The 19,320-nt window shown below is 72.2% G+C and carries 26 protein-coding genes; 18 read left to right on the top strand and 8 right to left on the bottom strand.

The annotated features are described in order from the left end of the window. Positions 1-49: 49 nt before the first annotated feature. Entirely contained in the window at positions 50-1,045 is a 996-nt protein-coding gene (locus CWN80_RS11220) for an LCP family protein (protein ID WP_007927283.1), read from the bottom strand. 55 nt (positions 1,046-1,100) lie between these two features. Between CWN80_RS11220 and ygfZ the strand changes: the two genes are divergently transcribed. The 7 genes from ygfZ to CWN80_RS11185 all read left to right on the top strand — a co-directional run bounded on the left by ygfZ (position 1,101) and on the right by CWN80_RS11185 (position 5,574). Next, positions 1,101-2,123, top strand: a complete 1,023-nt coding sequence (gene ygfZ / locus CWN80_RS11215; protein ID WP_007927280.1) for a CAF17-like 4Fe-4S cluster assembly/insertion protein YgfZ — start codon at positions 1,101-1,103, stop codon at positions 2,121-2,123. 62 nt (positions 2,124-2,185) lie between these two features. Then, entirely contained in the window at positions 2,186-2,758 is a 573-nt protein-coding gene (locus CWN80_RS11210; RefSeq protein WP_128277296.1) for a helix-turn-helix domain-containing protein, read from the top strand. After that, a complete protein-coding gene (locus CWN80_RS11205) occupies positions 2,755-3,381 on the top strand; it encodes a hypothetical protein (protein WP_007927277.1) in 627 nt (208 codons plus the stop codon). The genes CWN80_RS11210 and CWN80_RS11205 overlap by 4 nt, the downstream gene beginning before the upstream one ends. A gap of 60 nt (positions 3,382-3,441) precedes the next feature. Beyond that, positions 3,442-4,431: an asparaginase gene (locus tag CWN80_RS11200; RefSeq protein ID WP_007927276.1), complete on the top strand. Its 990-nt coding sequence runs from the start codon at positions 3,442-3,444 to the stop codon at positions 4,429-4,431. Further along, on the top strand, positions 4,428-4,856 hold the full coding sequence (gene dtd, locus CWN80_RS11195; RefSeq protein WP_040881202.1) for a D-aminoacyl-tRNA deacylase: 429 nt from the start codon (positions 4,428-4,430) through the stop codon (positions 4,854-4,856). Before CWN80_RS11200 ends, dtd begins: the two co-directional genes overlap by 4 nt. Before the next feature lie 9 nt (positions 4,857-4,865). Further along, a complete protein-coding gene (locus tag CWN80_RS11190) occupies positions 4,866-5,159 on the top strand; it encodes a DUF2516 family protein (RefSeq protein WP_007927272.1) in 294 nt (97 codons plus the stop codon). A gap of 49 nt (positions 5,160-5,208) precedes the next feature. Next, positions 5,209-5,574, top strand: coding sequence for a phosphomannose isomerase type II C-terminal cupin domain (locus tag CWN80_RS11185; RefSeq protein ID WP_007927270.1), 366 nt, complete (start codon positions 5,209-5,211; stop codon positions 5,572-5,574). Here CWN80_RS11185 and CWN80_RS11180 read toward each other — a convergent pair. Continuing rightward, a complete protein-coding gene (locus CWN80_RS11180; protein ID WP_007927267.1) occupies positions 5,562-6,374 on the bottom strand; it encodes a class I SAM-dependent methyltransferase in 813 nt (270 codons plus the stop codon). The genes CWN80_RS11185 and CWN80_RS11180 overlap by 13 nt on opposite strands. 73 nt (positions 6,375-6,447) lie before the next feature. Here CWN80_RS11180 and CWN80_RS11175 point away from each other — a divergent pair, with 73 nt between their 5' ends. From CWN80_RS11175 to CWN80_RS11160, 4 genes are read left to right on the top strand one after another with little or no spacing between them, the layout of a single operon-like run. Next, complete coding sequence (locus tag CWN80_RS11175; protein ID WP_007927266.1) at positions 6,448-7,188, top strand: hypothetical protein; 741 nt, start codon at positions 6,448-6,450, stop codon at positions 7,186-7,188. Further along, complete coding sequence (gene mshA, locus CWN80_RS11170; RefSeq protein WP_007927265.1) at positions 7,185-8,465, top strand: D-inositol-3-phosphate glycosyltransferase; 1,281 nt, start codon at positions 7,185-7,187, stop codon at positions 8,463-8,465. Before CWN80_RS11175 ends, mshA begins: the two co-directional genes overlap by 4 nt. Next, a complete protein-coding gene (locus CWN80_RS11165; protein WP_007927264.1) occupies positions 8,462-8,986 on the top strand; it encodes a type III secretion system chaperone family protein in 525 nt (174 codons plus the stop codon). The genes mshA and CWN80_RS11165 overlap by 4 nt, the downstream gene beginning before the upstream one ends. Positions 8,987-9,008: 22 nt before the next feature. Further along, the gene (locus CWN80_RS11160; protein ID WP_007927262.1) at positions 9,009-9,743 is read left to right on the top strand and encodes a phosphoglyceromutase; all 735 of its coding nucleotides are present in this window, start codon (positions 9,009-9,011) and stop codon (positions 9,741-9,743) included. Between the two features lie 62 nt (positions 9,744-9,805). Here CWN80_RS11160 and phoU read toward each other — a convergent pair whose 3' ends face one another. Beyond that, positions 9,806-10,480, bottom strand: coding sequence for a phosphate signaling complex protein PhoU (gene phoU, locus CWN80_RS11155; RefSeq protein ID WP_040881213.1), 675 nt, complete (start codon positions 10,478-10,480; stop codon positions 9,806-9,808). Between the two features lie 156 nt (positions 10,481-10,636). Here phoU and CWN80_RS11150 point away from each other — a divergent pair, with 156 nt between their 5' ends. Continuing rightward, the gene (locus tag CWN80_RS11150) at positions 10,637-11,809 is read left to right on the top strand and encodes a sensor histidine kinase (RefSeq protein ID WP_007927257.1); all 1,173 of its coding nucleotides are present in this window, start codon (positions 10,637-10,639) and stop codon (positions 11,807-11,809) included. Continuing rightward, positions 11,809-12,489, top strand: coding sequence for a response regulator transcription factor (locus CWN80_RS11145; RefSeq protein WP_007927255.1), 681 nt, complete (start codon positions 11,809-11,811; stop codon positions 12,487-12,489). The genes CWN80_RS11150 and CWN80_RS11145 overlap by 1 nt, the downstream gene beginning before the upstream one ends. A 67-nt stretch (positions 12,490-12,556) precedes the next feature. Here the strand turns inward: CWN80_RS11145 and CWN80_RS11140 are convergent, their stop codons facing one another. Next, the gene (locus CWN80_RS11140) at positions 12,557-13,078 is read right to left on the bottom strand and encodes a hypothetical protein (protein WP_007927254.1); all 522 of its coding nucleotides are present in this window, start codon (positions 13,076-13,078) and stop codon (positions 12,557-12,559) included. A 155-nt stretch (positions 13,079-13,233) separates the two neighbouring features. Here CWN80_RS11140 and CWN80_RS11135 point away from each other — a divergent pair, with 155 nt between their 5' ends. Both CWN80_RS11135 and ispD read left to right on the top strand, forming a co-directional pair. Further along, positions 13,234-13,716, top strand: a complete 483-nt coding sequence (locus CWN80_RS11135; protein WP_007927253.1) for a CarD family transcriptional regulator — start codon at positions 13,234-13,236, stop codon at positions 13,714-13,716. A gap of 44 nt (positions 13,717-13,760) precedes the next feature. Continuing rightward, positions 13,761-14,423, top strand: coding sequence for a 2-C-methyl-D-erythritol 4-phosphate cytidylyltransferase (ispD, locus tag CWN80_RS11130; protein WP_007927252.1), 663 nt, complete (start codon positions 13,761-13,763; stop codon positions 14,421-14,423). Here the strand turns inward: ispD and CWN80_RS11125 are convergent. Then, entirely contained in the window at positions 14,395-15,459 is a 1,065-nt protein-coding gene (locus tag CWN80_RS11125; protein ID WP_007927251.1) for an NAD(P)-binding domain-containing protein, read from the bottom strand. The two genes, ispD and CWN80_RS11125, sit on opposite strands and share 29 nt — an antisense overlap. A 55-nt stretch (positions 15,460-15,514) precedes the next feature. Between CWN80_RS11125 and ispF the strand changes: the two genes are divergently transcribed. Beyond that, the gene (ispF, locus tag CWN80_RS11120; protein WP_040881212.1) at positions 15,515-16,015 is read left to right on the top strand and encodes a 2-C-methyl-D-erythritol 2,4-cyclodiphosphate synthase; all 501 of its coding nucleotides are present in this window, start codon (positions 15,515-15,517) and stop codon (positions 16,013-16,015) included. 4 nt (positions 16,016-16,019) lie between these two features. Here ispF and CWN80_RS15430 read toward each other — a convergent pair whose 3' ends face one another. Next, positions 16,020-16,718 (bottom strand): type 1 glutamine amidotransferase, encoded by a 699-nt coding sequence (locus CWN80_RS15430; RefSeq protein WP_007927249.1) that lies wholly within the window; start codon positions 16,716-16,718, stop codon positions 16,020-16,022. After that, entirely contained in the window at positions 16,715-17,041 is a 327-nt protein-coding gene (locus CWN80_RS15425; protein WP_007927248.1) for a hypothetical protein, read from the bottom strand. The genes CWN80_RS15430 and CWN80_RS15425 overlap by 4 nt, the downstream gene beginning before the upstream one ends. A gap of 92 nt (positions 17,042-17,133) precedes the next feature. Between CWN80_RS15425 and CWN80_RS11110 the strand changes: the two genes are divergently transcribed. Continuing rightward, positions 17,134-18,222 carry an S-(hydroxymethyl)mycothiol dehydrogenase gene (locus CWN80_RS11110; RefSeq protein ID WP_007927247.1) on the top strand — a complete coding sequence of 363 codons (1,089 nt, stop codon included), beginning with the start codon at positions 17,134-17,136 and terminating at the stop codon, positions 18,220-18,222. Next, positions 18,219-18,848, top strand: coding sequence for an MBL fold metallo-hydrolase (locus CWN80_RS11105; protein WP_128277293.1), 630 nt, complete (start codon positions 18,219-18,221; stop codon positions 18,846-18,848). The genes CWN80_RS11110 and CWN80_RS11105 overlap by 4 nt, the downstream gene beginning before the upstream one ends. 9 nt (positions 18,849-18,857) lie before the next feature. On the opposite strand, the gene CWN80_RS11100 is transcribed toward CWN80_RS11105, so the two are convergent. Then, a complete protein-coding gene (locus tag CWN80_RS11100; protein WP_128277292.1) occupies positions 18,858-19,316 on the bottom strand; it encodes a hypothetical protein in 459 nt (152 codons plus the stop codon). Positions 19,317-19,320: the final 4 nt, after the last annotated feature.

The following is a 19,320-nucleotide window of genomic DNA, read 5'->3' as shown; positions in this document are numbered from 1 at the left end:
GAGACGGCACTGGCGAGCGCTTCGAAGGGCAGGGGGCGCAGCGCCCTCCCTACTCCTCGTAGCCCTCCATGTCGTCGGTGCGCAGGGCGTCGGAGAGGCGGTCCATGCCGGGCTCGTCGAGGACGTCGATCGACTCGCCCCGGCTCGTCGTGCCGTAGCCGCTGAAGGGCGCGGTGACGAAGTGGATGTCGCCGCCACGCACGTTGCGCATCTTGATCGCCTCGCTGCGGATGCGGCCGGTCGTCAGGTCGTTGTCGACGACGGTGTTGCTCGTCCCGGCCTCGATGACGTCGCCGAGCTTGCCCGGGTTGAGCAGCACACCGGGGCTGAGCGTCTCCGCCATCATCGCCTTGAGCCAGGCCTGCTGCCGCTGCCCGCGGGAGATGTCGCCCTCGGCGAGGGTCTTGCGCTCGCGGACGTAGGCGAGGGCCTCGTCGCCGTCGAGCTCGAGCTGGCCGGCGGGGTACTCGGGACTGGCGTGCTGGTTGGTGACCGTGACGCCCCCGAGGGCGTCCGTGAGGTTCTTGAAGCCCTCGAAGTCGGTCTTGGCGACGTGGTCGATCTTGACCCCGACGAGGTCCTGGATCGTCTCGACGAGCAGGGGCGACTGCCCGTAGGCGTAGGCGGCGTTGATCTTGCCCTCGCCGTGGCCGGGGATCGGGACGTACAGGTCGCGCGGGAAGTGGATGATCCACACCTCCTTGCGGTCCCTCGGCACGTGGATGAGCTGGATGACGTCGGACCGGCTCGCGTTCTCGCCGGGGCGGGCGTCGGAGCCGATGAGCAGGTAGTTGGTGCCCATGTCGCTCACGAGCTTCTTGCCGCTGGCGGTCTCGGTCTTGGCCGCGCTCGCGCCGAGGAGGTCCTCGTGCGTGAGGTTGCGGTCGACCTTGCTGCTGAGGAACCAGCCGTAGCCGCCGACGCCGACGGCGACGAGGAGGGCGAGGGCGAGCAGCGAGCCGATGATGCGACGGCCGCGACGGCGCCGGCGTGGGCGGCGGGACTCCTCGACGGTGTCGTCGGTGTCCGCGAATTCTTCGAGCATGGCCACATGGTAGGGGCCCGGGGTGGTGACTCCCTGAACGCCGTAGATTGGGGTCATGAGCACCTCTCCCCTGCTGCAGGCGCCCGGCGCGGTCCCGGGCGAGGGTCTCGACGCGGGGGTTGCCGCCCACTACGGGGACCCGATGCGGGAGCAGCGGATCCTCGCCGAGGGGCTGGGGGTCGTCGACCTGTCGCACCGCGGGGTCGTCACGGTCACCGGACCGGACCGGCTCTCGTGGCTGCACTCGCTGACCTCGCAGCAGCTGACCGGTCTCGCGCCGCGCACCTCCGCCGAGTCGCTCGTGCTGACGCCCAAGGGGCACGTTGAGCACGCCCTGCACCTCGTCGACGACGGTGAGACGACCTGGATCACCGTCGAGCCGGGGACCGCGGCGTCGTTGGCGGCCTGGCTGGACTCGATGCGCTTCATGCTGCGGGTCGAGGTCGCCGACGTCTCGGACCGCTACGCGGTGCTCGGCGAGACCGTCGACCGCGAGGGCAGCGAGGGTGAGCCCCCGACCTGGGTCGACCCCTGGCCCCGACTCGTCGGGGACTCCGCCCTCTACGGCCCGCCGGTCGAGGAGCACCCCGGGCGCGACCGGCGCTGGCGCGAGGTCATCGTCCCCGTCGACGAGGTCGCCGCCGCGGTCGGTGACCGCGAGCTCGTCGGCACCTGGGCCGCCGAGGCGCTGCGCATCGCCGCGTGGCGTCCCCGTCTCGGGGCCGAGACCGACCACCGGACGATCGCCCACGAGCTCGACTGGCTGCGCACGGCCGTGCACCTGCACAAGGGGTGCTACCGCGGTCAGGAGACCATCGCCCGGGTGCACAACCTCGGGCGACCCCCGCGCCGGCTCGCCTTCGTCCACCTCGACGGCTCCGGGCACACGCTCCCGGACCCCGGCGCGGAGATCACGCTCGGGGAGCGCGTCGTCGGTCGGATCACCTCCGTGGCCCGGCACCACGAGGACGGCCCGATCGCGCTCGCCCTGCTCAAGCGCAACACCGACGACTCCGCCGACCTGCTCGTCGCCCCGGACATCGCCGCCGCCCAGACGGTGGTCGTCCCCCGGGGGTGAGTCGGGTCACCTTCTGCTGTCTTTGGCTTGCAGTTGCTAACTAGAGCAAGCACACTGGGGGCATGTCGAAGAACCCGCTGGACGCCCTCCCGGGCAACCTGGGCAACAACCTCGGTGAGTACCTGCGCGAGCAGCGGCTCACCAAGAAGCTGTCGCTGCGCCAGCTCTCCGCGATCGCCGGGATCTCCAACCCCTACCTGAGCCAGATCGAGCGGGGGGTCAAGCGGCCGAGCGCCGAGATCCTCCAGCAGATCGCCAAGGGCCTGTCGATCTCCGCCGAGACCCTCTACGTCCAGGCCGGGCTGCTCGACCCCAAGGACGCCGCCGCCGCCGAGGCCGGGGCCACGACACGCGCCGCGATCGCCACCGACCCCGCACTCACCTCGCGCCAGCGGCAGACGCTGCTCGAGATCTACCAGTCCTTCGTCGGTGTCACCGCCGCGGACGACCACGCCGGGCCCGCGCGCCCGACGCCGCGTGCCCGCGCCACCCGCAAGGCGGCCCAGCAGTCCACGCCGAAGAAGAAGGCGACCACGACCACCGCGAAGAAGACCGCGGCCAGCACGAAGGGCTCGGCAGCGTCGTCGGGTTCGCGCACGTCCACCCGCAAGAGCACTCCAAGGAGCACCTCATGAGCGTCACCACCACCGTCAAGAAGGTCGTCACCGACCAGACCTACGCCACCATCGGCGCCACCGACCTCACCGTCGAGACGGTCCGCGGCTACACCGCCCAGATCGCCGCCCTGCGCGCCGAGCTGGAGCCCAAGAAGGTCCAGGCCCGCGTCAAGGCCGCCCCGTCCGACGCGCAGGCCTACTACGCCGACCTCACCAAGCGCGGCGAGGCCCTCGTCACCCGCATCAAGAAGCAGAAGGCCACCCAGGACCTCGTCGGTCAGGCCGAGGCCACCGTCGCCCTGGGCAAGGGTGTCGTCACGACCGTCAAGAAGGCCGTCGCCGACGTCGAGCGCTCCGCCAAGGCCACGCTGACCATCGGTCGCAAGGAGGCCGCCAAGGCTGCCGAGGCCGTCGCCGACTCCGTGGACGTCGACGTCAAGGTCGACACCGCCAAGGCGAAGGAGGCCGTCTCCGGCTCCGCCAAGCGCACCACCACCGCCGCGAAGCGCACGAGCACCACCGCCAAGAAGGCCGCGACCCGCACCCGCACCGCGACCAAGTCGACCGCGACCGCCGCCAAGAAGACGGCCGCCAAGACCACGACCGCTGCTGCCAAGGCCACCGAGAAGGTCGGCGACTGAAGGAGTCCGGCTCCCTTCGCGGAGCAGCCGACCCTGTGGTGAGCCGGTAGCCTCCGGCGGGTGACCGCTCAGGCCCCCGACACCACAGCTCTCGACGACGCCCCCGTGCTGGTCCACGTGACCCGCGGGGGCTTCGTCGAGTCCGCCCACCGCGCGACGCTCGTCGCCACGGACCCCGGTGGGGGGACCCCCCTTCGCCACGGCCGGGTCGGCGACCCCGTGCTGCCACGGTCCTCGCTCAAGCCGATCCAGGCGCTCGCGATGGTCCGGCACGGCCTCGACCTGCCGCCGCACCTGCTCGCACTCGTGTGCTCGAGCCACTCCGCGGAGCAGGTCCACCGCGAGGGGGCCGCCGAGATCCTCGCGACGGTGGGTCTCGACCTGTCTGCCCTGCGCAACACGCCCGCCCTGCCGCTCGGCGAGCTCGAGCACGCGCGGTGGCTGGCCGGCGGTCGCGGCCCGGAGCCGGTCGCCCAGGACTGCTCGGGCAAGCACGCGGGCATGCTCGCGACGTGCCGAGTCAACGACTGGCCGACCGAGACCTACCTCGACCCCGAGCACCCGCTGCAGCAGGCGATCCGGACGACGACCGACGAGGTCGTCGGCGAGGTGACCCACACGACGGTCGACGGGTGCGGCGCGCCGCTCTTCGCGGTCCCGCTGCGCGGGCTGGCCGCCTCCTTCGGACGGCTCGCCGCCGCGGAGCCCACGACGGACGAAGGGAGGGTCGCCGACGCCATGCGCACGGCCCCCCACATGGTCGGCGGCACCGATCGGGACGTCACCCAGTTCATGCAGGCCGTGCCGGGGCTCATCGCCAAGGACGGCGCCGAGTCGGTCTACGCGGCCGGCCTGGCCGACGGGCGCGGCGTGGCGGTCAAGGTCGCCGACGGGGCGCCCTTCTCCCGGGCCCGGCGGGGGCTGCTCGCCCACGCCCTCCTGACGCTCGGCGTCGACACCCCCGGGCTGCGGGACCTGGCCGACCAGCCGGTGCTCGGGCACGGCCGACCCGTCGGGGCCGTCGAGGTGCTCGACCTGCGCACCCCGTGAGGACGGTGCTGCAGCGGGTGACCTCGGCTCGGGTCACGGTGGCGGGCGAGGTCGTGGGCGAGATCGGCGAGGGGCTCGTCGCGCTCGTCGGGGTGACGCACGACGACGGGCCGGAGGAGATCGCGACGACGGTGCGCAAGATCGCCCAGCTGCGCCTGCTGCGCGACGAGACCTCGGTCCTCGACCGGGGCGCGCAGGTCCTCGTCGTCAGCCAGTTCACCCTCCACGCCGACGTGCGCAAGGGGCGGCGGCCGTCGTGGAATGCCGCGGCCCCCGGCCCGGTGGCCGAGCCGGTCGTCGCGGCCGTCGCCGACGGACTGCGCGAGCTCGGGGTGTCGGTCGCGACCGGACGGTTCGGCGCGGACATGGCGATCGACATCCACGCCGACGGTCCGGTGACCATCGTCCTCGACGTGCCCGCCTAGGCTGCCGACGTGCAGATCTTCAGCGACATCCAGGCGACGATCGTCCTCGTCCTGTCCCTCCTCGCGCTCGGGGCCGAGGTCTTCGCCCTGGTCCACGCGGTGCGGCAACGGCCCGATGCCTTCACGGCGACCGGCAAGCAGTCCAAGACCTTCTGGGTCGCAGCCCTGGTGATCGCCACGCTCATGGGGCTCGCCGCGGTCGTCGGCGTCGGCCTGCTCGCGATCATCGGCATCGTCGTCGCGGGGGTCTACCTCGCCGACGTCCGCCCGGCGATCGACGAGATCCTCGGTCGCCGTCGGTGAGTCGTGCACAATGGCGATCGATCAGCGACCACGATCCAGGGGAGATGTCGTGACCAACCTGCCGGACCCGCGCGAGGCCATGTTCGTCTCGGAGCGCCCGTGGGGCAGCTTCCAGCAGTTCACCCTCAACGAGCCGACGACGGTCAAGGTCATCACGGTCAACCCCGGGCAGCGCCTGTCCCTGCAGACCCACGAGCACCGGGCCGAGTTCTGGCAGGTGCTCGACGGGCCGATCGACGTCACCGTGGGTGACGAGACGTGGAGCGCCCAGCCGGGCGAGCAGGTGTGGATCGCGCAGGGTCAGGTCCACCGCATGGGCAACTCCGGCGAGCAGCCGTGCCGGGTCCTCGAGGTCGGCTACGGCACCTTCGACGAGGACGACATCGTGCGTCTCGAGGACGACTACCAGCGCTGAGCCAGCGGTCCGCTGCGGGGGGCGACGGCCGCCCACGGCAGGGTCAGCTCGCCGAGCCGCCACCGGTCCCGGCCCCCGACGACCGGGGCTGCCGCCGCGACCTGACCGAAGGCGGCCACCGCCTGCTGCCGTGCCCCGTACGGCGCGAAGGGAGCGGCCCGGCGCCACGCGTCGTCGACGAGACGGAGCAGGTCGTGGACCGGCTCGCCGGGGACGTTGCGGTGGATGAGCGCCTTGGGCAGGCGCTCGGCGACGACCGAAGGGGGCCGGTGCGCGTCGAGGTCGCGCAGCCGCCACGACAGCGTGAGCGTCTGCGGGCCGTCGGCGTCGAGCGTGACCCAGCTGCCGAGCCGGCCGAGCTCGTCGCACGTGCCCTCGACGAGCAGGCCGCGCGGGTCGAGCCGGGCGAGCATCGTGCGCCACGGCCCCTCGACCTCGGTCTCGTCGTACTGGCGCAGCACGTTGAAGGCCCGCACGATCCGCGCCGGCCGCCCCGGCACCTCGAAGCCACCGAGCCTGAAGTCCACGCCGGGCCGGGCCCAGGCCTGCGCCGACGCGACCCGCTCGGGGTCGATCTCCAGCCCGGTGACCGTCGCGCCGGGGCGGACCGCCTGCACGCGGTCGGCCCACTCGACGGTCGTCACGCCGGAGGCGCCGTGGCCGAGGTCGACGAGGTGGGGCGGGTCCCCCTTCGTCAGACGGTCGCGGTGGGTCGCGAGCAACCACCGGTCGCAGCGGCGCAGCCGGTTGGGGTTGGTCGTCCCTCGGGTGATGCTGCCGAGGGGGCGGGGACTGGACACGCACGCAGCGTAGGTCCTCGCGCGAACTAGGCTGGCGAATGTGTGGCGAGCGGACCGACGGGTGAGCTGGAGCATGGTGTCCTTGCTCCTCTCGCTCAGTGCTGCCCTCGTGCTCGCCGCGATCATCTGGGTCCCGCCGGCGCTCGGCCGTGACTCGGGCCTGCGGCCGGTCCAGCCCGGGCTGCTCGTCGTCGCCCCCGAGGCGAGCGGCGTCGTGACCCTCGGCCAGGGGCGCGCGGCCCAGCTCGACGGGACCGGGCTGCGGGTGACCAACGGCGGCCGCGTCCTCTTCCGCACCGTGCGCGGCGGCTCACCGGTCTCCGCGCTGACCGGTCACGTCGAGGGCACGGGCAAGGAGCGCACCGAGGCCATTGATGCCACGTGGAGCAACCTGCGCGTGGACCGTCTGTCCATCCGTGCGGGCGAGGTCACCTGGTCGGGCGAGCTCACCGACGACGAGGGCCGGCTGCCGGTGACGATGACGGTCCGGCTGCAGGCCTCGCGCATCTCCCTGACCGTCGAGGCGAAGGGGGCCGACGCCGTCGTCGTGCACTCCGCCCAGGAGCTCGGGACGGTCGGCCGCGGGCCGGGTCTGCCCGACCGCCTGCTGCGCAAGCGGGCGTGGTGGGTCGGTGAGAGCACCGTGTCGGTCGCCGACGCCTACGCGACGGACCTCGGGACGGTCATCGGCCTCGGGCCGGGGCCGGCCCACCGCGGGGTCGACCTGCGGCGCACGGGGCACACCGACCTGCACACGTGGTCGCCGAGCGCGACCGTGACGATGACGAGCTACCGGAGGACGGTGGAGCAGTGACCGGACGACCCATCCGGCGGGTGGCGATGATCAGCGTGCACACCTCGCCCCTCGCCCAGCCCGGCACCGGTGACGCGGGCGGGCTCAACGTCTACGTCGTGGAGTCCGCGCGCGAGCTCGCGGCGCGGGGTGTCGAGGTGGAGATCTTCACCCGGCGCACGGCGACGGACCTGCCCGACGCGGTGGAGATGCTGCCCGGGGTGACGGTGCGCCACGTGGACGCCGGGCCCTACGAGGGCCTCGTCAAGGAGGACCTGCCCGGGCAGCTGTGCGCCTTCGCCGCCGGCATGATGCGCGAGATCGCGCGGGTCCCCGCGGGGCACTACGACGTCGCGCACTCGCACTACTGGCTCTCCGGGCAGGTGGGCTGGCTCGTCGCCGAGAGGTGGCAGGTCCCGCTCGTCCACACGATGCACACGATGGCGCGGGTGAAGAACCGTCAGCTCGCCGCGGACGACGTGCCCGAGCCCCCCGGCCGGGAGATCGGTGAGGCCCAGGTCGTCGAGATCGCCGACCGGCTCGTCGCCAACACCGACCAGGAGGCGGCCGAGCTCGTCGAGTACTACGACGCCGACCTGCAGCGCGTCGTCGTCGTGCCGCCTGGGGTCGACCTCGACCGCTTCGCACCGGGCGACCGGAGTGCGGCGCGGGCCCGGGTGGGCCTGCGCGAGGACGCGCTCGTCCTCCTCTTCGTCGGCCGGATCCAACCGCTCAAGGCACCCGACGTCCTCGTCCGGGCCGCCGCGCAGATCCTCGAGCAGCGCCCCGAGCTGCGTGACCGGCTCGTCGTCGCCGTGCTCGGCGGTGCCTCCGGGCGCGGGCTAAGCGCCCCCGACCGCCTGCAGCGTCTCGGCGAGGAGCTCGGGGTCGATGACGTGCTCCACCTGTCGGCCCCGGTGAGCCGCAGCGAGCTCGCTGACTGGTACCGGGCTGCCGACCTGGTCGCGGTGCCCTCGTACACCGAGTCCTTCGGTCTCGTCGCCGTCGAGGCCCAGGCCTCGGGCGCCGTGGTCCTCGCCGCCCAGGTCGGTGGCCTCCCGACGGCCGTCGGCGACGCGGGGGTCCTCGTCCCCGACCACGACCCGACGACGTGGGCCGAGGCGATGCTCCGCATCATCGACGACCCCGACCTGGCCGCGGACCTGCGCGGCCGGGCACGCCGGCACGCCGAGGGCTTCGGCTGGTCCGATACCGTCGACCGGCTGCTCGACGTCTACGAAGACGCCGTCGCCGAGCGCAGTGCCGTCAACGCCAACCCCCTGGAGGTGGCCCGATGACCGAGCAGACCGAGCGCGAGCGCGCTCTCGACGTCGTGACCCGCGTGGTGACCGAGGCCGAGCTGGAGCACGAAGGGGGTGCCCGTGATGGCGAGCTCGTCGTCACCCTCCCGGGGGAGAAGAAGCTCAAGACCGTCGTCTCGCTCGTCGTCGGCGAGAGCGCCCTGTCCGTCTCGGCCTTCGTCATCCGCAATGCGGACGAGCAGCACGAGCGCTTCTACCGCTACCTGCTGCGGCGCAACCTGCGCATGCCCCTGCTCGCCTACTCGATCGACGCCTCCGGTGACGTCTACGTCGGGGGGAGGGTCCCCCTTCGTGCCGTGACGGAGGAGCTCGTCGACCAGGTGCTCGGCGTCGTGCTCGAGGCGGCCGACGCGCCCTTCAACGAGTTGCTGCTCCTCGGCTTCCGCACGTCGATGCAGAAGGAGTGGGACTGGCGCGTCTCGCGCGGCGAGTCCCTGCGCAACCTCGAGGCCTTCCGGTCGGTGCTCGAGCACCCGGACGGGTCCGCGCAGGACTGACGGCGTCGTTACGCTGTGCGCCATGTCGACTCTCATCCTGCTCCGCCACGGCCGCTCCGACTGGAACGAGAAGAACCTCTTCACCGGATGGGTCGACGTCGACCTCATCGACAAGGGCCGTGAGGAGGCCGTCCGCGGAGGCCGCCTCATCAAGGAGTCGGGCCTGCTGCCCGACGTCGTCCACACCTCGGTGCTGCGCCGCGCGATCACGACGGCCAACCTGGCCCTCGACGCCGCCGACCGCCACTGGATCCCCGTGCGCCGCGACTGGCGGCTCAACGAGCGCCACTACGGCGCCCTGCAGGGCCTGGACAAGGCGGCGACCCGGGACAAGTACGGCGACGAGCAGTTCATGCTCTGGCGCCGCAGCTTCGACACCCCGCCGCCGGCCATCGAGCCCGACGACGAGTACGCCCAGACCGACGACCCGCGCTACGCGGACCTGCCCGAGGTGCCGCGCACGGAGTGCCTCAAGGACGTCATCGCCCGCCTCATGCCGTACTGGGAGGGCCCGATCCGGGAGGACCTGACCGCTGGCCGCACCGTGCTCGTCACCGCCCACGGCAACTCGCTGCGCGCGCTCGTCAAGCACCTCGACGGGATCAGCGACGAGGACATCGCGGCGCTCAACATCCCCACGGGCATGCCGCTCGTCTACGACCTCGGTGAGGACTTCATGCCGACGCGTCCGGGGGAGTACCTCGACCCCGAGGCAGCGGCCGCCGAGGCGGCCGCGGTGGCCAATCAGGGTCGCTGACCCGACCGCACGAGTGAGGGCCCGCCGACGTCACGTCGGCGGGCCCTCACTCGTCGGGGCGATCAGCTGCGCTCGGACTCCTCGGGCAGCTCGACGGCGCCGGCCTGACCCGTGACGAGGAAGTTGACGCGTCGCGCGACGGTGACGGCGTGGTCGCCGAAGCGCTCGAAGTAGCGGCTGAGGAGGGCGACGTCGACGGCACTCGTCGTGCCGTGCTGCCAGGCGCCCTCGGCGAGCAGGGTGAACATCTCGCGGTGGAGGACGTCGAGCTCGTCGTCGATCCGCTCGATCTCGCCGGCTGCCGCGACGTCCTGGCTGAGGATGACCGCGGCGACCTCGGTGACGATCCGCTCGGCGATGCTGCCCATGCGCATGAAGGTCTCGCGCAGCTCGGTGGGGACGGCCTGCTCGGGGTAGCGCATGCGCGCGACCTGGGCGACGTGGCGGGCGAGGTCGCCCATGCGCTCGAGGTCACTCGACATGCGCATGGAGGCGACGACCGTGCGCAGGTCGCTCGCGACCGGCGCCTGTCGGGCGAGCAGGTCGACCGAGCGGGCGTCGAGGTCGTTGCGGCGGTCGTCGATGGCCCGGTCGCCCTCGATGACCCGGTCGGCGAGCTGCACGTCCGCCTCGAGGAGGGCCTCGGTCGACTGGCGGATCGCGGTGGCGACGAGCCCGGCCAGCTCGACGAGGTCGCTCGCGATCTGCTCGAGCTCGTCGTGGAAGATCTGGCGCATGGTGTCCCCTTCGTCGGTGTGCACGGGCAGGTGCCCGGGCCAGTGAACGCGGTCGCGGTGAACATCCTGCGGCGGGCAGGTGAACACCGCAGGAGGTCGTCTCGCGACCGCTCGCCCGGTGTCAGTGTGCCCTGACGGAGAAGTACTCTCGGTGACGTGCAGCCTACGACCGCGGCAATTCTCGGTGGCGTCGCCGGCCTGCTCATCGGCTTCCTCGTCTGGGCCGCGATCACCATGAGTGACCGCGAACGCGCCGCCGCCCCAGAGCCGGAGCCGGAGGTGCCCCACGGCGTCGGCGACGTCCTTGCCGTGCTGCGCTCCTCCGGGGTCGTCGTCGACCGTGCTGGCCGCGTCATCACGACCTCGCCCGCCGCGGTGACCTACGGGCTCGTGCGACACGGACAGCTCGTCCACCCGGAGATCGCGTCCATGGTCGAGCAGGTGGCCCGTGACGGCGTGATCCGCGAGGCGCAGCTCGAGCTGGCCCGCCCCGGGCTGAGCACCCTCGTCTACGTGTCGGCGCGCGTCGCGCCGCTCGGGGCGAAGAACCTCCTGCTGCTCGTCGACGACCAGACCCACGGGCGGCGCGTCGAGGAGACCCGCCGCGACTTCGTCGCCAACGTCAGCCACGAGCTCAAGACGCCGGTCGGGGGCATCTCTTTGCTCGCCGAGGCCGTCATGGACGCCAAGGACGACCCGCAGGCCGTCGACCGCTTCGCACGGCGCATGCAGGGCGAGGCGGTGCGTCTGTCGAGCCTGATCAAGGAGATCGTCGAGCTCTCGCGCCTGCAGGGCACGCCGGTGCTCCAGGACCCCGAGCTCGTCGAGATCGAGGACGTCGTCGCCCTGGCGCTCGACCACCTGCGGCTCGAGGCCGAGGCCAAGCAGATCACCCTGACCGACAAGGTCGCCGCGGACCTCTACGTCCGCGGTGACGAGGACATGCTCATCACGGCGGTGCGCAACCTCGTCGGCAATGCCATCTCGTACGCCGACGCCGGGACCGCCGTCGGGGTCGGTGCGCGACTGCAGGGCGACACGGTCGAGATCGCCGTCACCGACCAGGGGCCGGGCATCCCGGAGCACGAGCAGACCCGGATCTTCGAGCGCTTCTACCGGATGGACGCCGCCCGCTCCCGGGCCACCGGCGGGACCGGGCTCGGTCTGTCGATCGTCAAGCACATCTGCGCCAACCACGGAGGCGACATCCAGGTGTGGAGCGACGGCGACCACGGATCGACCTTCACCATCCGCCTGCCTGCCGCGGCCGAAACCCTGCAGGCCGACACACCACACTCACCCACCACCACCCCCAAGGAGTCCCGCTGATGACCCGCATCCTCGTGGTCGAGGACGAGGTGTCCTTCTCCGACCCCCTGTCCTACCTGCTCGATAAGGAGGGCTACGACGTCGCGGTCGCCGAGACCGGCCCCGACGCCATCACCGCCTTCGACGCCGACGGTGCGGACCTGGTCCTCCTCGACCTCATGCTCCCCGGCCTGTCGGGCATCGACGTGTGCCGGGCCATCCGGCAGCGGTCCAACGTGCCCGTCATCATGCTCACCGCCAAGGACGGTGAGATCGACAAGGTCGTCGGGCTCGAGATCGGTGCGGACGACTACGTCACCAAGCCCTACAGCTCGCGCGAGCTGCTCGCCCGGATCAAGGCGGTGCTGCGCCGCAACAACGAGCCGGAGGAGCTGCTGCCGGCGACGATCGAGGGCGGCCCGGTGCGGATGGACGTCGACCGGCACATCGTGGCGGTCGACGGCACGCAGATCTCGCTGCCGCTCAAGGAGTTCGAGCTGCTCGAGATGCTGCTGCGCAACGTCGGCCGGGTGCTCACCCGCGTGCAGCTCATCGATCGCGTGTGGGGGAGCGACTACGTCGGTGACACCAAGACCCTGGACGTGCACATCAAGCGGCTGCGGGCCAAGATCGAGCCCGACCCGGCCAAGCCGGTGCACATCGTCACCGTGCGCGGCCTGGGCTACAAGTTCGAGGGCTGAGCCCGCTCACGGTGAGAGGTCGGCACCCCGCGGGGTGCCGACCTCTCACCGTGAGCGCTCGAGCGGGTCAGTGACCTTCGGACTCGCCGTGCTCCTCCGTCGCGGACGGCGTGGGGGTGGGGGTCCAGCCCTCGGGTGCGTAGTCCTCGTAGTAGCCGGTGGGGTCGAGGACGGGGATGCTCACGGGAGTCGCGGCACCGCCGTCGCTCACCTCGACGTCGATCATGTCGCCGGGGGCGGCGGCGACCTTGCTCAGCGTCACCTTGTCCTCGGAGCTGAGGTTGACCGTGGCGTGGGCCGGGACCTTGGTCGAGGCCTTGCTGCCGCCGTTCACGGCGACCGTGAAGGTCAGCTCCTCGCCGCTGGTGTTTTCGACGGCACCGATGACGGTGGCGTCGCCGCCCTCCTCGCCGCTGACGAGGGCGAGATTGCGGACCTGCGCCCCGTCGAGGTCGACCGGGACGCCGTCGGCGAGCGCCATGGTCTCGGCGGTCTGGAAGGGGGAGTTGACCGAGCATCCAGCCGTGCCGGCAGCCAGGGCCACGGCGAGGGCGATGACGGGGGTGCGGGAGACGAGGTTGCGCTTCACGGGGCACAGCCTAGCGGGGGGCGGTGCCGGGGTCGTGCGGGGTCGCGTGACATGCCTCTCCGCGGGCGCGCGAGGGGCATTCTGATCCCTCGGACGACTGTGCGACCTACGACACGCCGTGATAATCTGGAGGTCGCGAAAGGGGAAATCTCCACATGGTTTTCAAGGTCGGCGAGACGGTCGTGTACCCCCACCACGGGGCTGCTCTGATCGAAGAGATCAAGATTCGAAAGATCAAGGGTGAGGACAAGCAGTACCTCAAGCTCAAGGTGGCGCAGGGTGACCTGACCATCGAGGTGCCCGCCGAGAACTGCGACCTCGTGGGTGTCCGCGACGTCGTGGGCAAGGAGGGCCTCGACCGCGTCTTCGAGGTGCTGCGCACCCCGCACGCGGAGGAGCCGACCAACTGGTCGCGCCGCTACAAGGCCAACCTCGAAAAGCTGGCCTCGGGCGATGTCATCAAGGTGGCCGAGGTCGTCCGCGACCTGTGGCGCCGCGAGAAGGACCGCGGTCTGTCCGCCGGTGAGAAGCGGATGCTCGCCAAGGCGCGCCAGATCCTCGTCTCCGAGCTCGCGCTCGCCGAGAAGACGGACGAGGACAAGGCCGAGGTCATCCTCGACGAGGTCCTCGCGTCCTGAACGACTCACTGCTCCAGCAGTCCGACGCCCACACCGGTCACGGTGTGGGCGTCGTCGTCGTGGCTGCGGGGTCGGGCACGCGCCTGGGTGCCGACCGGCCCAAGGCCTTCGTCGAGCTGGCCGGGGTGACGATCCTCGAGCGCGCGGTGAGCGGGGCGCTCGAGACGACGCCGGCCGAGATCGCCGTCGTCGTGCCCGAGGACCTCGTCGGTGAGGCGAGCGCCCTCGTCGCCGGCCTCGACTCCGGTGCCACGCGCTGCGTGGTCGTGCCCGGTGGGGCCGAGCGCACCGACTCGGTCTCTGCCGGCCTGGCTGCGTTGTCGCCCACGGTCGACCGGGTGCTCGTCCACGACGCGGCCCGCTGCCTGACGCCTGCGACCGTCTTCGGGCGGGTGCTCGCTGCACTCGACGCCGGCGCGACCGGCGCCATCCCCGGGGTCCCGGTCGTCGACACCATCAAGGTCGTCGGCCCCGACGGGCGGATCACGGCCACTCCGCGCCGCGAGACGCTGCGCGCGGTGCAGACCCCGCAGGGCTTCGACCGGACCGTCCTCGCCGCGGCGCACGCGGCCGGCGCGGCGGCCACCGACGACGCGGCTATGGTCGAGGCACTCGGCCACGACGTGCTCGTCGTCGAGGGTGACGAGCGAGCGCTCAAGGTGACGACGCCAGCGGACCTCACCCGGGCGGAGCAGCTGCTCCGCTGAGCTGGCGACGGACGGCCAGGGCCGCCGCGCGGCCCGCCCGGTTGCCGCCGATCGTGCTGGCGGACGGGCCGTAGCCCACGAGCTGGACGCGCGGGTCGCGGGCCGCCGTCACGGAGGTCTGGACGTCGCGTGATCCGGGCAGCAGCGCGATGCCGCCGTGCTGGCTGCGCAGGCCGAGGGGTGCCAGGTGGCGCACCGCGGGGCGAAATCCGGTCGCCCACAGGATCGCGTCGGCCGCGACGAAGCTGCCGTCGGCCCAGCGCACCCCGTCACGCTCAATCCGATCGAAGATCGGCCGCCGCCGCTCGTAGACCCCGGTGCGGGCTGCGGCCATCTCCTGCGGCCGCAGCGACAGCCCGGTGACCGAGACGACGCTGGCGGGTGGTCTCCCTTCGCGCACCCGCTCCTCGACGAGCTCGATCGCCCGCCGTCCCGAGAACTCGTCGGTCCACACCGGTGGCCGCCGCGTCACCCAGGTGATCTTGGCGATCGTCGCGAGCTCGCCGATGAATTGGACGGCGGAGGCGCCGCCCCCGACGACGAGCACGCGCATGCCGCGGAAGTGCTCGCGGCCCGGGTAGGCGACGGTGTGCCACTGCTCCCCGGCGAAGTCGCGCTGGCCCGGGTAGGTCGGGACGAAGGGGTGGGTCCACGTCCCCGTCGCGTTGACGAGGGTGCGCGTGACCCAGGTCCGCCGTGCAGCGTGCACGTGGAGCATGCCGCCGACGTCGGTGACCCGGTCGACCCTGACCGGGCGGAGCACAGGCAGGTCGTGGGCCTGCTCGTAGTCGTCGAACCACCGGGCGATGACCTCGTTGGCGCGGTCGTGCGAGTCGCCCGGGGCAGCGGCGTCGGGCAGGTCGGCGACGCCGTGCACGTCGGCCATGGTCAGCGAGTCCCAGCGGTGCTGCCAGGCGCCGCCGGCGTGCTCGTTGGCGTCGAGCACGACGTGGTCGATACCGAGCCGGCGCAGGTGGTGGCTCGCCGAGAGCCCGGCCTGACCGGCACCGATGACGAGGGAGTCGAAGGGGGTCACGCTGCGTCCAACGCAGGTGCGGCCGCGCGTGATCCCCGGCTGCGAGACTGTCGCCATGAGTGCACACGAGGTCGCCCGGCTGCCGCGCACCGGGATCGGTGTCGACGTCCACGCCTTCGCGGCGCCGGACTCGGGACGCGAGCTGTGGGTCGGTGGGCTGCTGTGGCCCGGCGAGGTCGGTCTCGAGGGGCACTCCGATGCCGACGTCGCCTGCCACGCGGCGTGCGACGCGCTCTTCGCCGCGGCGGGCATCGGTGACCTCGGTCAGCACTTCGGCACTGACCGCCCCGAGCTCGCGGGCGCCTCGGGCCTCACCCTGCTCGCCGAGGCGGCCCGGCTCGTGCGCGAGGCGGGCTACGAGATCGGTAACGTCGCCGTGCAGGTCGTCGCCAACCGCCCGAAGATCGGCACCCGTCGTCAGGAGGCCCAGCAGGCGATGTCCGCGGCCTGCGGTGCGCCCGTCAGCCTCAGCGGCACGACGACCGACGGACTCGGGCTCACCGGCCGGGGCGAGGGCGCGGCCGCCGTCGCGACCGCCCTCGTCGTCGGGGGCTGAGACCTCAGAGCAGCCGGGCGAAGGCCTCGGCGACCGGCCGCCACGCGGCCTCGACGGCCGGCTGTGCGTCGGCGACCGCGGCCAGCGCGGCGGGTACGTCGATGTCTGCCAGCTCGGGTGCCCCCGCGTCGGAGTCCGCCCACGCGGTGACGATGCCGAGGTCCGCCTCGGGGTGCCCCTGCACGCCCCAGACCGTGGGGGCCAGGCGGGCCAGGAGGAGGTCGCCGCGCTCGTTGTCGGCGAGGGCGACGGCGCCCTCGGGCAGTCGCGTGACGACGTCGTCGTTCCACTGCGGCACAGGCGCGCCGGCCGCTGCGGCGAGCACGGGGTCGTCGGCGAGCGAGCCGGTGCCGGCGACCGTCAGGACACCGAGGGTGCGCCCGCCGGGGTTGCGACCGACCTCGCCGCCGAGGGCGACCGCGGCCAGCTGGTGGCCCAGGCAGATGCCGAGGGCGGGGGTGGCCCGCTTCGCCGCGGTGGTGATGAGCTGACGCACGGCCGGCAGCCACGGGGCCACTTCGTCGTCGCGGCAGCCCATCTGGCCGCCGAGGACGAGCAGGCCGTCGTGACCCGACAGGTCGATCGGCAGGGAGTCGCCGGTGTCGGGGCGGCGCACGTCGAGCTCGACGCCGGCGTCGGTGAGCCAGTCGCCGAAGCGGCCCGGAGGGCACGTCCGCTGGTGCTGGACGACGAGCAGGCTCATCGCGGGGTGACCGTCGGTCGGCGGCCGGTGAAGGCGCCCGCTGCGAGCAGCCCCAGCGCCAGGACGTCGAGCACGAGGGTGGGGATCGAGGTGATCCACTGGAAGCGGTGGAAGTCGTGGTTCGCCAGCAGCAGCGTGGTCCCCAGGAGGCCCACGAGCTGCGCGAGGAGGAGTGCGGCGCAGCCGGCGATCACGAACTTCCACCACTGGCCGTCGTCCCGGCGCACGAGCGCGAGGACGGCGATGACGGTCGCCGTGATGGCGACCGGGAGGCTCCACGCGAGCCGGGTGAGCAGGACCTCGGCCAGCAGACTCGTATCCATGGCCAGACCCTATGCCCACGGCGGTGGGCGGATGGGTCACGATGGGGCGTGAACCTCGGGGCCGCCGCCCCGCCGTCGAATGGAGTCGAATCGTGTCGCAGACCGTCAAGGCAGTCATTGCTCGTTCGAAGGGGGCGGATGTCGAGGTCGTCGACATCGTCGTGCCCGACCCCGGTCCGGGTGAGGCCGTGGTCAAGGTCCAGTCGTGCGGGGTGTGCCACACCGACCTGCACTACCGCGAGGGTGGGATCAACGACGAGTTCCCCTTCCTCCTCGGCCACGAGGCCGCGGGTGTCGTCGAGGCTGTCGGCGAGGGGGTCACCGAGGTGGCGCCCGGTGATTTCGTCATCCTCAACTGGCGGGCGGTGTGCGGTCAGTGCCGCGCGTGCCGGAAGGGCAAGCCGCAGTACTGCTTCGACACGCACAACGCGACCCAGAAGATGACCATCGCCGAGACCGGCGAGGCGCTGACCCCCGCGCTGGGTATCGGCGCCTTCGCCGAGAAGACCCTCGTCGCTGCGGGGCAGTGCACCAAGGTCGACGGGGACGCCGACGCGGCGGCCGTGGGCCTGCTGGGCTGCGGTGTGATGGCCGGCTTCGGTGCCGCGGTCAACACCGGTGAGGTCACTCGTGGTGAGTCGATTGCGGTCATCGGGTGCGGTGGTGTCGGTGATGCGGCGATCGCGGGCGCGAAGGTTGCGGGTGCGACGACGATCATCGCGGTGGACATGGATCCGCGGAAGCTGGAGATCGCCAAGGGCTTCGGTGCCACGCACACCGTGGATGCGAGCACCGAGGACACCGTCGAGCGGGTCCGTGAGCTGACGGGCGGTTTCGGGGCCGATGTCGTCGTCGATGCGGTCGGCCTGCCGCAGACCTACGAGCAGGCCTTCTACGCGCGCGACCTGGCCGGTCGGGTCGTCCTCGTCGGGGTCCCGGCCCCGGACAAGGAGGTCACCCTCCCCATGATCGAGATCTTCGGCCGAGGTGGTGCCCTCAAGTCGAGCTGGTACGGCGACTGCCTGCCCAGCCGTGACTTCCCGATGCTCGTCGACCTCTACCGCCAGGGGCGCTTCGACCTCGATGCCTTCGTCACCGAGCGGATCGGTCTGGGCGACATCGAGTCGGCCTTCGACAAGATGCACTCCGGTGACGTGCTGCGTTCGGTGGTGGTCCTGTGACCGCGCGCATCGAGCGGGTCGTCACCTCCGGGGTCTTCGAGCTCGATGGTGGCTCGTGGGAGGTCGACAACAACGTGTGGATCGTCGGTGACGACACCGAGGTGATCGTCATCGATGCCGGCCACGAGGCCGCGCCGATCCTCGCAGCGGTCGGCGGCCGCACCGTGAAGGCGATCGTGTGCACCCACGCGCACAACGACCACGTCAACGCCGCGGCGCAGGTCGCCGAGGCGACGGGTGCGCCGATCCTGGTGCACCCGGACGAGGCGCCGCTGTGGCAGATGACCTACCCGGACCGGGCACCGGACGGCGCGCTGGCGCACGGTCAGGTCATCACGGTCGCGGGCACCGACCTCACGGTGTTGCACACGCCCGGTCACGCGCCGGGCGCCTGCTGCTTGCACGCCCCCGAGCTCGGGGCCCTCTTCTCCGGGGACACCCTCTTCCAGGGCGGTCCCGGGGCGACGGGGCGCTCGTACTCCGACTTCCCGACGATCGTGGAGTCGATCCGCGACACGCTGTTGACCCTCCCTTCGGAGACCGTCGTGCACACCGGCCACGGCGATGACACGACGATCGCCGCCGAGGCCCCCCACGTGCAGGAGTGGCTCGACCGGGGGCACTGAGCCGCAGGGTCAGGCCGCGAGTGCTGGGAAGCAGACCGTCACGAGCATCGCCATCTCGACGATGGCGAAGGGGGCGCCCAGCCACCGGATCACCGCGGCCTGGCTCTCGTCGGCCCCCGCGCGGGCAAGGGTCTCCTTGTCGGGGGCCAGGCCGGACGGGCTCGGCAGGACGTTGGCGACGACCGGGCCGAGCGGCACGAGGGTCGCCACGAGCAGGCCGCCCAGCAGCCACGTCCGGTACGTCGTCTCCTCGCGGACGGCGAGCACGACGAGCACGCTCATCAGGAGGAGCGTGATGAGGCCGCCGTGCAGCAGGAGCACCCGTGCGGCCGTGCGCCACGCGCTCGAGCCCGGGCGAAACCACAGCCGCGTGAGCTGACGCCCGAAGGCGATGCCCACGCCGAAGGACCAGAGGCCGAGGAGCACGGCGAGGGTCACGGCCGCCCACGACGGCATCTGGGTCGTCACGAGG

Source organism: Janibacter hoylei PVAS-1 (assembly GCF_004025845.1).
Lineage (GTDB): Bacteria > Actinomycetota > Actinomycetes > Actinomycetales > Dermatophilaceae > Janibacter > Janibacter hoylei.
Note: the sequence above shows the minus strand (reverse complement) of the source record. Positions and strands in the feature narration are given on the sequence as shown.